This window comes from Magnetospirillum sp. XM-1 (genome assembly GCF_001511835.1).
In the GTDB taxonomy this organism is placed as follows: domain Bacteria; phylum Pseudomonadota; class Alphaproteobacteria; order Rhodospirillales; family Magnetospirillaceae; genus Phaeospirillum.
Genome location: NZ_LN997848.1, coordinates 4,813,767 through 4,825,187 on the forward strand (window position 1 = coordinate 4,813,767; position 11,421 = coordinate 4,825,187).

12 protein-coding genes are annotated in these 11,421 nt (G+C 66.2%); 8 read left to right on the top strand and 4 right to left on the bottom strand.

What is annotated here, in order from left to right:
- Positions 1 to 21 precede the first annotated feature (21 nt).
- The 3 genes from XM1_RS21980 (at position 22) to XM1_RS21990 (ending at position 3,689) form a co-directional block, all read left to right on the top strand.
- Positions 22 to 600 (top strand): YqaA family protein, encoded by a 579-nt coding sequence (locus XM1_RS21980; RefSeq protein ID WP_068438203.1) that lies wholly within the window; start codon positions 22 to 24, stop codon positions 598 to 600.
- 486 nt (positions 601 to 1,086) lie between these two features.
- The gene (locus XM1_RS21985) at positions 1,087 to 1,899 is read left to right on the top strand and encodes a formate/nitrite transporter family protein (protein WP_068437279.1); all 813 of its coding nucleotides are present in this window, start codon (positions 1,087 to 1,089) and stop codon (positions 1,897 to 1,899) included.
- A 50-nt stretch (positions 1,900 to 1,949) separates the two neighbouring features.
- Entirely contained in the window at positions 1,950 to 3,689 is a 1,740-nt protein-coding gene (locus tag XM1_RS21990) for a bifunctional protein-serine/threonine kinase/phosphatase (protein ID WP_082700670.1), read from the top strand.
- Positions 3,690 to 3,692: 3 nt separating this feature from the next.
- Here the strand turns inward: XM1_RS21990 and XM1_RS21995 are convergent, their stop codons facing one another.
- Positions 3,693 to 4,127 carry a flagellar export protein FliJ gene (locus tag XM1_RS21995; RefSeq protein ID WP_068437285.1) on the bottom strand — a complete coding sequence of 145 codons (435 nt, stop codon included), beginning with the start codon at positions 4,125 to 4,127 and terminating at the stop codon, positions 3,693 to 3,695.
- Positions 4,128 to 4,134: 7 nt separating this feature from the next.
- Positions 4,135 to 5,487: a flagellar protein export ATPase FliI gene (fliI, locus tag XM1_RS22000; RefSeq protein ID WP_068437288.1), complete on the bottom strand. Its 1,353-nt coding sequence runs from the start codon at positions 5,485 to 5,487 to the stop codon at positions 4,135 to 4,137.
- Positions 5,488 to 5,577: 90 nt separating this feature from the next.
- Here fliI and ctrA point away from each other — a divergent pair, with 90 nt between their 5' ends.
- Positions 5,578 to 6,294, top strand: a complete 717-nt coding sequence (ctrA, locus tag XM1_RS22005; RefSeq protein WP_068437291.1) for a response regulator transcription factor CtrA — start codon at positions 5,578 to 5,580, stop codon at positions 6,292 to 6,294.
- Positions 6,295 to 6,429: 135 nt separating this feature from the next.
- Here the strand turns inward: ctrA and ubiB are convergent, their stop codons facing one another.
- Both ubiB and ubiE read right to left on the bottom strand, forming a co-directional pair.
- Positions 6,430 to 7,971, bottom strand: a complete 1,542-nt coding sequence (ubiB, locus tag XM1_RS22010; protein WP_068437294.1) for a 2-polyprenylphenol 6-hydroxylase — start codon at positions 7,969 to 7,971, stop codon at positions 6,430 to 6,432.
- Positions 7,972 to 8,730 (bottom strand): bifunctional demethylmenaquinone methyltransferase/2-methoxy-6-polyprenyl-1,4-benzoquinol methylase UbiE, encoded by a 759-nt coding sequence (ubiE, locus tag XM1_RS22015; protein WP_068437296.1) that lies wholly within the window; start codon positions 8,728 to 8,730, stop codon positions 7,972 to 7,974.
- A 66-nt stretch (positions 8,731 to 8,796) separates the two neighbouring features.
- Here ubiE and mutM point away from each other — a divergent pair, with 66 nt between their 5' ends.
- From mutM to rpsT, 4 genes are all read left to right on the top strand, one after another.
- A complete protein-coding gene (gene mutM, locus XM1_RS22020) occupies positions 8,797 to 9,636 on the top strand; it encodes a bifunctional DNA-formamidopyrimidine glycosylase/DNA-(apurinic or apyrimidinic site) lyase (RefSeq protein WP_068437298.1) in 840 nt (279 codons plus the stop codon).
- A gap of 15 nt (positions 9,637 to 9,651) precedes the next feature.
- The gene (locus tag XM1_RS22025) at positions 9,652 to 10,011 is read left to right on the top strand and encodes a hypothetical protein (protein WP_068437301.1); all 360 of its coding nucleotides are present in this window, start codon (positions 9,652 to 9,654) and stop codon (positions 10,009 to 10,011) included.
- Positions 10,012 to 10,036: 25 nt separating this feature from the next.
- A complete protein-coding gene (locus tag XM1_RS22030) occupies positions 10,037 to 10,813 on the top strand; it encodes an enoyl-CoA hydratase (RefSeq protein WP_068437304.1) in 777 nt (258 codons plus the stop codon).
- Positions 10,814 to 10,928: 115 nt separating this feature from the next.
- The gene (gene rpsT / locus XM1_RS22035; RefSeq protein ID WP_068437307.1) at positions 10,929 to 11,201 is read left to right on the top strand and encodes a 30S ribosomal protein S20; all 273 of its coding nucleotides are present in this window, start codon (positions 10,929 to 10,931) and stop codon (positions 11,199 to 11,201) included.
- The last annotated feature ends 220 nt before the right edge of the window (positions 11,202 to 11,421 follow it).

Consider the following 11,421-nt stretch of genomic DNA (forward strand, 5'->3'; position numbering starts at 1 on the left):
GATTCTTGAGGAGTCCGCATGATGCTGAAGGGTCTCTACGACTGGATGATGGCCAAGGCGGCCCACCGGCACGCCATCTGGTGGCTGGCGGCCATCTCGTTCATCGAAAGCTCGTTCTTCCCCATTCCGCCCGACGTCATGCTGATCCCCATGGTCATCGCCGCGCCCACCCAGTGGCTGCGCATCGCCATGATCTGCACCGTCTCCTCGGTGGCGGGCGGCTTCCTCGGCTACGCCATCGGCGCCTTCGCCATGGATTCCATCGGCATGGCCATCCTGGGCGCCTTCCATCTGCAGGAAAAATTCCACGCCTTAAAGCCGATCATCGACGAATGGGGCGTGTGGTTCATCATCGTCAAGGGCGCCACCCCCATCCCCTACAAGCTGGTGACCATCACCGCCGGCGCCTTCGACTTCGACCTGATGAAGTTCACCTTCGCCTCGATCGTGGCGCGCGGCATGCGCTTCCTTCTGGTGGCCGCACTTCTGTGGAAGTTCGGCCCGCCCATCCGCGATTTCGTGGAACGTCGCCTGAAGCTGGTCACCACCGTGTTCGTCGTCGTCCTGGTGGGCGGCTTCTTCGTGGTCAAGCTGCTGTAGTTCGGGCGGCCTCTGCTGAACCGGCGATAACCTTCACCTCCGGACGGCAAAGCTCTTGCCGGGCCGCTTTGGTTGAATTATTCTATTTCTCACCCTGACGCCCGTCCCAGCTCCCCCCACTCCGCCGGGACGGATGGCCAGGGCCCCACCGCTCAATCTCAGGGAGACGGGTGGGAAAAGGGCATTGCTCGCGCCACCCTCCCCCCATACGGGGCGCGAAGCTGCCACGGGCGGCGAGGGACGAAGGCCGGGAAACCGGTCCAGTCCCTCGCCGGCCCATAAACTTCCCCGCGAATGTCCAAACGATGCACCCGCAATGCCCATTTAAAGTGCATTTGCACCGTTATTATGGGCATTGCCCTCTTTTTAGGCTGCAGAATCCTCCCATGAAGGCCGGATTTCCGCGCCGCCGCATTTAGGCATGGTTCATGCATCTTCCCCCTCCATGTGGCCCGTTGCGGCGGGCGATCTGGAAGGGGAAGCATCATGGCGTATCTGGTTCCCGCGGAGTTCGTCACCAAGATGGTGGATGCGGGCGAAGCGAAAATCTACATGTCCACCCGCGACACGGTGATCCGGGCCTACATGGCCGGCGCCATCCTGGCCCTGGCCGCCTGGTTCGCGGTCACCGTCAGCGTCCAGACCGGCTATCCCATCGTCGGCGCGATTCTGTTCCCGGTGGGCTTTTCCATGCTGTACCTGCTGGGCTTCGACCTGTTGACCGGCGTATTCGTGCTGACGCCCCTGGCCTGGCTGGACAAGCGCCCCGGCGTGACCATCGGCGGCATCCTGCGCAACTGGGGGCTGGTGTTCGTCGGCAATTTCGCCGGCGCCTTCACCGTGGCGGTGATGGCCACCATCGTCGCCACCTACGGCTTCTCCACCCCGCCCGACAAGGTGGGCGCCATCATCTCCACCATCGGCGAGAACCGGACGCTGGGCTATGCCAGCCACGGCGCCGCCGGCATGGCCACCCTGTTCATCCGCGGCATGCTGTGCAACTGGATGGTGTCGACCGGCGTGGTGGGCGCCATGATCTCCACCTCGGTCAGCGGCAAGGTCATCGCCATGTGGATGCCCATCATGCTGTTCTTCGGCATGGCCTTCGAGCATTCCATCGTCAACATGTTCCTGTTCCCCTGCGCCATGCTGATGGGCGGCAAGTTCTCGGTGATGGACTACATGGTGTGGAACGAGATCCCCACGGTGCTGGGCAACCTGTTCGGCGGTCTGGCGTTCACCGGCCTGACCTTGTATTCCACCCATATCAAGACCGCCGCCAAGCGGGTCCTGAAGTAGTGGCGAAGCGCCCTCCGTCCCCCGGAGGGCGCGTCTTCCCGGGGTTGGACATGGCAAACGGGCTGAAACTGTCCATCGGGCAGCATTCCGACAAGGGCCGCAAGGAAACCAACCAGGATTTCCACGGCGCCCTGGTGCCCGACGAGCCGCTGCTCGGCTCCAAGGGCGCGGCCATCGCCCTGGCCGACGGCATCAGCACCAGCGAGGTCAGCCACATCGCCGCCGAATCGGCGGTGAAGTCGTTCATGACCGACTATTTCTGCACCTCTGATGCCTGGTCGGTGAAGACCTCGGCGCAGCGCATCCTGGCGGCGGCCAATTCCTGGCTGCACGCCCAGACCCAGCGCAACCGCATCTGCTACGACCAGGACCGGGGCTATGTCTGCACGCTGAGCGCCCTGATCCTGCGCTCCAACACCGCCTATCTGTTCCATGTGGGGGATTCGCGCATCTGGCGCTTAAGCGGCGGCTCGCTCGAGCAATTGACCAACGACCACCGGGTGGAGGTGGGCGGCGGGCGCAGCTATCTCGGCCGGGCGCTCGGCATCAACCAGCAACTGGAGATCGACCACCGCGAACTGCCGGTCGAGCCGGGCGACACCTTCCTGCTGACCACCGACGGCGTCCACGAATACATGGATTCCGCCTTCGTGGCCGCGACCGTGGCGGCCAACGCCGAGGATTTGGACCGCGCCGCCCGCCTCATCGTCGACGAGGCGTTGCGACGGGGCAGCAGCGACAACCTGACCCTGCAGATCGTACGCGTCGACCAACTGCCCAGCCGCGAGGCGGCCGAGGCGCTGGAACAGGCCGAGGACTTGGCCTTGCCGCCCCTGCCCGAGGCCAGGGCGCCGTTCGACGGCTATCGCATCGTGCGCGAAATCCACGCCAGCAGCCGCAGCCATATCTATCTCGCCGAGGATGTGGAGACCGGCGCCCTGGTGGCGCTCAAGCTCCCCTCCATCGATCTTCGCGGCGACGCCGGCTATCTGCGGCGCTTCAAGATGGAGGAATGGGTGGCGCGGCGCGTCAACAGCGCCCATGTGCTGAAACCCTGCCCCCAAAGCCGCAAGCGCGGCTTCCTCTACGTCGCCATGGAATATGTCGAGGGCCAGACCCTGGCCCAGTGGATGATCGACAACCCCGCCCCGCCGCTGGAGGCGGTGCGCTCGGTCGTCGAGCAGATCGCCAAGGGCCTGCGCGCCTTCCACCGCATGGAGATGCTGCACCAGGACCTGCGGCCGGAAAACATCGTCATCGACAAGACCGGCACGGTGAAGATCATCGATTTCGGCTCCGTCCGGGTCGCCGGCGTGGCCGAAGCCGGCCAGCCCCCCGCCGACGATCCCATCCTGGGCACCGCGCTCTACACCGCGCCGGAATACTTCCTGGGCGACGGCGGCAGCGAGCGCTCGGACATCTTCTCGCTGGGCGTGATCGCCTATCGCATGCTGACCGGCCGCTATCCCTACGGCACCCAGGTGGCCAAGGCGCGCAGCCCGGCGGCGCAGAGAAAGCTGCGCTACGCCACCGCGCTGGACGAGGACCGCGAGCTGCCCGCCTGGATCGATTCCGTGCTGGAAAAGGCCGTCCAGGTGGAGCCCAGCCGGCGCTACGAGGACGTCTCGGAATTCGCCCACGACCTGCGCCAGCCCAGCCCGGACTATCTGGCCGCCCAGCGCCCGCCGCTGATGGAACGCAACCCGCTGCTATTCTGGAAGGTGCTGACCCTGATCCTGCTGATGGTCGTCGTGGCCCTGGTCGGCGGGATCATACCGACGGCGCGATAAGGGCTACTCCTCGCCCGTGTCCCGCCTGCGGTGGATATTCAAGCCGACCTCGTCCAGGAAGGCCTGTTCCTTCTTGTCCAGTTCCGCCTGGGCGCGGCGCTCGCGCTCCTTCTGGGTGATCTCGTAGGTCTTCAGCTGGTTGAAGGCCTCGGCCAGGATGTCGCGCGCCCGCACGATTTCCTGGCGCACCTGTTCGAGCATCTGCATCAGCTGTTCGCGCCGGGCCAGCCAGGCATTGGCGAAGGCGGCATAGGCGAAGCCCACCCCGGCGGCGTCCTCGGCCGCTACCTGCTGCTCGTGGACCAGGCTTTCCTCGGCATGGCGGATGGCGGCCAGGATCTCGTCCTCGCGGCCCTGCAGCGCCACCAGGATGCGCCGTTTCTCGTCCACTTCCCACTTGGCGAGACGGATGAGGGTCTTGAGCCCCTTGGCGGCCATCGGGAACCTACTTCCGTCCCATGCCGTCGCCGTCGAACGGCATGCCGAGGATCTCGGCCAGCTGGGCGTAGGCGGTCTGCAGGTTGGTCGCCTCGGTCTTCAGCTGGCCGAGGAAGGCTTCCAGCGCCGGGTAATAATGGATGGCCTCGTCCACCTTGGGGTCGGTGCCCCGGCGATAGGCGCCCAGCCGGATCAGCTCGGCCATGTCCTCGTAGGTGGACAACAGGGCGCGGGCCCGGCGCACCAGGTCGTTTTCCTGTTGGTTGTTGCAGCCGGGCATGGTTCGGCTGACCGAGCGCAGGATGTTGATGGCCGGATAGCGGCCGCGCTCGGCGATGGAGCGGTCCAGCACGATATGGCCGTCCAGGATGCCACGCACCGCGTCGGCGATGGGCTCGTTGTGGTCGTCGCCGTCCACCAGCACGGTGAACAGGCCGGTGATGGAGCCCTTGCCCACGCCGGGCCCGGCCCGCTCGAGCAGGCGCGGCAACTCGGCGAACACGGTGGGCGTATAGCCCTTGGACGCCGGCGGCTCGCCCGCCGACAGCGATATCTCGCGCTGGGCCATGGCGAAGCGGGTCACCGAATCCATCATGCACAACACGTCCAGACCCTGGTCGCGGAAATACTCGGCCACGGTCAGCGTCATGTAGGCGGCCTGGCGCCGCATCAGCGGGCTTTCGTCCGAGGTGGAGACCACGACGATGGAGCGCTTCATGCCCTCGGGCCCCAGGTCGTCCTCGATGAATTCGCGGGCCTCGCGGCCGCGCTCGCCGATCAGGCCCAGCACGGCGATGTCGGCCGAGGTGTTGCGCGCCATCATGGACATGATGGACGACTTGCCCACGCCCGAGCCGGCGAAGATGCCCATGCGCTGGCCGCGGCAGCAGGTGAGGAAGGCGTTGACCGAGCGCAGGCCCAGGTCGATCTTGCCCGACACCCGCGAGCGGGAATGGGCCGAAGGCGGCTGGGCCTTGATCGGATAGGCGGTGTCGCCGCCCGGCAGCGGCCCCAACCCGTCCACCGGCTCGCCGAAGCCGTTGATCACCCGGCCCAGCCAGCCGCGGTCGGGATAGACCACCGGCTCGGCGTCCTGCACCTCGGTGCGGCAGCCAAGCCCGATTCCTTCGATGGGGGAATAGGGCATCAGCAGCGCCCGGCCCTGGCGGAAGCCCACCACCTCGCAGATCACCCGGCGCCCGTCACGGGCCACCACGTTGCAGCGGTCGCCCACCGAAATCGTCCGCTGCACGCCGCCGGCTTCCAGCAGCATGCCCTGAACGGCCGCCACCTGGCCGTAAACCTGGATGTTGGAAACCCGTTCGATGTCGTTGATCAGGTTGCGGACAAGGAATTTCAATCGCGTACCCCTTCCAGCCGCCTTGAACTCATCAGAATACACCCGTATGGTTAACACATCGTAGAGACGGATGGGACCGGGGACCTTACGATGCGAGTTTTAGTGGTCGAAGACGACCAGCTGATGTCCAGGGCGATCGAAGCCATGCTCAAGGCCGAGGGCATGGTGGTCGACACCACTGCCTTGGGCGAGGACGGGCTCGAGATCGGCAAGCTCTACGATTACGACATCATCCTGCTGGACCTGATGCTGCCCGACATGGACGGCTACGAGGTGCTGCGCCGCTTGCGCTCGGCGCGCATCGAGACGCCGGTCCTCATTCTGTCGGGCCTTTCCGAACCGGACAAGAAGATCAAGGGCCTGGGCTCGGGCGCCGACGATTACCTGACCAAGCCGTTCGACAAGGGCGAGCTGGTGGCCCGCATCCAGGCCATCGTCCGGCGCTCCAAGGGCCATGCCCAGTCGGTGATCGACACCGGCAAGCTGTCGGTGAACCTGGACGCGCGCACCGTCGCCGTCACCGGCGAGCCGCTGCACCTCACCGCCAAGGAATACGGCATCCTGGAGCTGCTCTCGCTCCGCAAGGGCCAGACGCTCACCAAGGAGCAGTTCCTCAACCACCTCTACGGCGGCATCGACGAGCCCGAGTTGAAGATCATCGACGTCTTCATCTGCAAGCTCAGAAAGAAGCTGGCCACCGCCACGGGCGGCGAATCCTACATCGAGACGGTGTGGGGACGTGGCTACGTGCTGCGCGACCCCGACATGCCGGCCGCCAATTCCAACAAGGCCGGCGCGGCGGAATAGGGCCGAATTGGGCTATCGCCCAAGCCCATCCGGAGCCAATGCCCCGGACCCCATTTTATTTTATGAATCGAAAAGAGGTATGGGGGCGTCGCCTCCAACCGGGGATCGGGGCGAGAGCCCCGTAATGGCCCCCACCTATTTCAGATACAGCGCCACAGCCAGGGCGGCGGCGATGAGCCAGCCGAGGGCGGGCACGGGGCGGCGCGCGCGGTTTTGCTGCGGAAACATGGCCTTGACCGTTTCCGGGTGCAGCTTGAGCCCCTGGTTGACCAGCATGGAATAGGTCCGCTCGGTCTCGGCGATCAGGCGGGGCAGGCGTTCGAGCGATCCGACCACGCTGCTTACCGTCTCGCGCACCTTGGCCTCGGGGCCGAGGTTTTCGCGCATCCAGCCTTCGATCAGGGGCTGGGCCAGATGCCACATGTTGATGTTGGGGTCGAGGATGCGCCCCACCCCCTCGGCCACCAGCATGCTCTTTTGCAGCAGCAGCAGCTGGGGCTGCGTCTCCATGGCGAAGGTCTCGGTCACCTGGAACAGCTGGCCCAGCAGCTTGGCGATGGAGATCTCGTGGAGCGGCCGGCCCAGGATCGGCTCGGCGATGGAGCGGCAGGCCTGGGTGAAGGTGTCCATGGACTGGTCGGCGGGCACGTAGCCGGCGGCGAAGTGCACCTCGGCCACCTTGCGGTAGTCGCCCGACAAAAAGCCCAGCAGCATCTCGCCCAGGAAGCGCCGGGTGCGCTTGTCCACCCGGCCCATGATGCCGAAATCCATGGCGATGAGCTGGCCGCCCTCGCCGATGAACAGGTTGCCCGGATGCATGTCGGCGTGGAAGAAGCCGTCGCGGAACACCTGCTTGAACATGGCCTCGGCGGCCTTGGCCAGCACGTCGACGGGATCGATGCCCGCCGCCCTGAGGCGCTCGGTCTCGTCCACCGGAATGCCCGAGACGCGTTCCAGCGTCAAAAGCCGCTTGCCGGTGCGCAGCCAATCCACTTCCGGCACCTTGAAATTGTCGTCGCCGCGGAAGTTCTCGGCCAGTTCGGAGGCGGCGGCCGCCTCGAAGCGCAGGTCCATCTCCAGGGTGACGGATTCCTCGAAGGTCTTGACCGTCTCGACGGGCTTCAGGCGGCGGATGCGCGGCAGGGCCAGCTCGGCCCACTCGGCCAGCCAGTACAGCAGGTCGATGTCGCGGTGGAACTTGGCCTCGACGCCGGGGCGCAGCACCTTGACCGCCACCTCGCGGCCCTGGCGGGTGGTGGCGAAATGCACCTGGGCGATGGAGGCCGCCGCCACCGGCACGTCGTCGAAGGCGGAATAGAAGTTGGACAGCGGCCCGCCCAGTTCCTCCTCGACGATGCGCCGCGCTTCCTCGGGCGAAAAGGGCGGCAACTCGTCCTGCAGGCCCGACAGATCGGCCGCCATCTCCTCGCCCAGCAGATCGGCGCGGGTGGACAGGGCCTGGCCCAGCTTGATGAAGGACGGCCCCAGCTCGGCCAAGGCGGCGGCCAGACGCTGGCCCGGACGGCCCGTGCTGGCCGGCGACCGCCCGCCGCGCAGCAGCTTCGAGCCGAAGCGCGCCATGGGCAGATAGTCTTCCAGCAGGAACAGGGCGTCGTGGCGCGCCAGCACGCGGCCGATGGTCAGCAGGCGGTTCAGATTGCGGAACGAACGGATCATTTACAGGCGCCACCCCGAATGGATGGCGGCGATGCCCGCCGACAGGTTGCGGACCTCGACACGGGCAAAGCCGGCGGCCTCGACCATGGCGGCCATTTCCTCCTGGGGCGGGAACTTGCGGATGCTCTCCACCAGATACTGGTAGGCCTCGGCATTGCCGGTGACCATGCCGCCCACCTTGGGCAGCACGTTGAAGGAATAGGCGTCATAGGCCTCGCGCAGGCCCGGCACGATGACGCGCGAGAATTCCAGGCACATGAAGCGCCCGCCGGGGCGCAGCACGCGATAGGCCTCGGCGATGGCCCGGTCCCAATGGGTGACGTTGCGCAGGCAAAACGCGATGGTGTATCGGTCGACCGACCGGTCGGGTATGGGCAGTTCCTCGGCATTGCCGCACACCCAGGTCAGCCCGCCCAGCAGATTGCGATCCACGGCGCGGTCGCGCCCGACGGACAGCATCTCGCGGTTGATGTCGCACACGGTCACGGGGCCGCCGCCCCGCTTCTTCCAGCCGAAGGCGATGTCGCCGGTGCCGCCGCCCACGTCCAGCAGGGTCTGGTCGGGCCGGGGCCGCAGCATGTCCAGGAACGCCGACTTCCACAGGCGATGGACGCCGGCGCTCATCAGGTCGTTCATCAAATCGTACTTGGACGCCACCGAATCGAAGACGTCGCGGACCAGCGAGACCTTCTCGTCCTCGCCCACGGTCTTGAAGCCGAAATGGGTGGTGCCGCCGTTATGGGAATGGCTGTTCGTCATGGTGCGGCACCTTAGCTCGGAAATTCGTCGCTGTCACGGGGAGGAGCCTGTCCTATACTGCCCGCCATGCCCGAGCTGCCCGAAGTCGAAACCGTCGCCCGTGGTCTGGCCCAAGTCTGGGACGGACGACGGTTCGTGTCCGTCGAGACCCGGCGCGCCGGCCTGCGGCTGCCGTTCCCCAAGGACTTCGCCAAGCGCCTGACCGGGCGCACCGTGGAAACCGTGGGACGGCGTGCCAAGTACCTGGTGGTGCGCATGGAAGGCGGCCTGATCATGCTGGGCCATCTCGGCATGTCGGGGCGCATGACCATCTCGCCCTTGCGCAATGCCCCGCCCGGCCCCCACGACCACGTGGAATGGATCACCGAGGAGGGGTTTTCGGTGACGCTGACCGATCCCCGCCGCTTCGGCCTGTTCACCCTGTGCGACGCCGCCGAACTGGCCGCCCATCCCCTGCTGGCCGGGATCGGGCCCGAGCCCCTGGACGAAGCCTTCGACGCTGGCGCATTGGGCGAGGCGGTGCGGGGCAAGAGCGGCCCCATCAAGACGGTGCTGCTGGACCAGAAGGTGGTGGCCGGTCTCGGCAACATATATGTGTGCGAGAGCCTGTTCCGCGCCGGCATCTCGCCGCTGCGCCCCGCCGGTTCCCTGACCAATACCGAAATCGGGCGCCTGACGCCGCTGATCAAGACCGTGCTGCGCGACGCCATCGCCGCCGGCGGCTCCACCTTGAAGGACCACGCAAGACCCGACGGCGAACTGGGCTATTTCCAGCATTCCTTCCAGGTCTACGGCCGCGAGGGCGAGCGCTGCCCCGATTGCCCCGGAGAGCCGGATTGCGGCGGCATCCGCCGGATCACCCAGGCAGGACGCTCCACTTTCTATTGTGCGAAGCGGCAAGTGTGATGGTATAGGGATTCCATGGCTCGTTTTCGGCATCTGGCTACCGCTTTCGCGCTTATCCTCCTGCTCGGGCCTGGACCGGCGCGGGCCGAGGCGTTCCTGTCCGCCTACGAGGACCTGCCGCTGCCCCCCGGCCTGACCGAGGTCATGGGATCGGGCGTCTCCTTCGATTCGCCCTCGGGCCGCATCGTCGAGGCCTATGCCCACGGCGCAGCCAGGCCCGCCGACATCTTGAAATTCTACGCCGCCACCCTGCCCCAGCTGGGCTGGACGCGCGAGGGCGACCGGCTCTATCGCCGCGAGACCGAGGTGCTGCGCCTCGAAACCACCCAGGACCGCGCCGGGGTGACCCTGCGCTTCACCATTTCACCCGAGTGACACCTTCAAGCGAAGAGGAATTCCCATGGCTTTCGAGAACATCACCGTCGAGACCCGCGGCAATGTCGGCCTGATCGCGCTGAACCGGCCCAAGGCCATGAACGCGCTGTGCGCCGCCCTGATCTCCGAGCTGGGCCAGGCGCTGGACGCCTTCGAGGCCGACGATGCCATCGGCGCCATCGTGCTGACCGGTTCGGACAAGGCCTTCGCCGCCGGCGCCGACATCAAGGAGATGGCCGACAAGGGCTACATGGACAACTACCTCGCCAACTTCATCACCGACGGCTGGGAGCGGGTCACCAAGTGCCGCAAGCCCGTCGTGGCGGCGGTGGCCGGCTTCGCACTGGGCGGCGGCTGCGAGATGGCCATGATGTGCGACTTCATCATCGCCGGCGACAACGCCAAGTTCGGCCAGCCCGAGATCACCATCGGCACCATCCCCGGCGCCGGCGGCACCCAGCGCCTCACCCGCGCCGTGGGCAAGTCCAAGGCCATGGAGATGTGTCTCACCGGCCGCATGATGGACGCCGCCGAGGCCGAGCGTTCGGGCCTGGTCAGCCGCATCGTGCCGGTGGCCGAGCTGGTGGACGAGGCCGTCAAGGCCGCCTCCAAGATCGCCGCCCTGTCGCGCCCCATCGTCATGCTGTGCAAGGAATCGGTCAACGCCGCCTTCGAGACCACCCTGGCCCAGGGCGTCACCTTCGAGCGCCGGCTGTTCCACTCCACCTTCGCCACCCAGGACCAGAAGGAAGGCATGGCCGCCTTCGTCGAGAAGCGCCCAGCCGCCTTCAAGAACCGTTGATTCGCCATCGGAGCCCGGTGAATCCGCCGGGCTCCGATTCAACGCTTGACGACCCTCCGGCGCAGACATATAAACGCGCCTTCGAATTTGCAACCGTGTTCCAAGGTTCTGATCCATGGCCCATCATAAGTCGGCTAAGAAGCGCATCCGCCAGACCGAGCGTCGTACCGAGGTCAACCGCGCCCGCGTGAGCCGTATCCGCACCTTCGTCAAGAAGGTCGAGCTCGCCATCGCCGGTGGCGATTCCGCCGCTGCCCAGGCCGCCCTCAAGGAGGCCCAGCCCGAACTGATGAAGGGCGCCCAGGCCGGCGTGCTGCACAAGAATACCGCGTCGCGCAAGGTTTCCCGCCTCGTCGCCCGCGTCAAGGAGATGAAGCCGCTGGCCTAATGCCAATGGCTTGATTTTCCTGCGATTTTCGAGGGCCGCGCTTCTTGCGCGGCCCTCGTTGTTTTGGCGATTCCAGACAAATCCACGAGTCCGGAATTGCAAGCAAAAAATTTTCCGTGTTCGCGTTCCGATCACGTTGCGAGTCTCCGATGGTATCGGTAGAGTCGCGAACCTCGCTGGCCGCAATAATGCGGCGCCGCGAAATCAATAGAATTTTGCC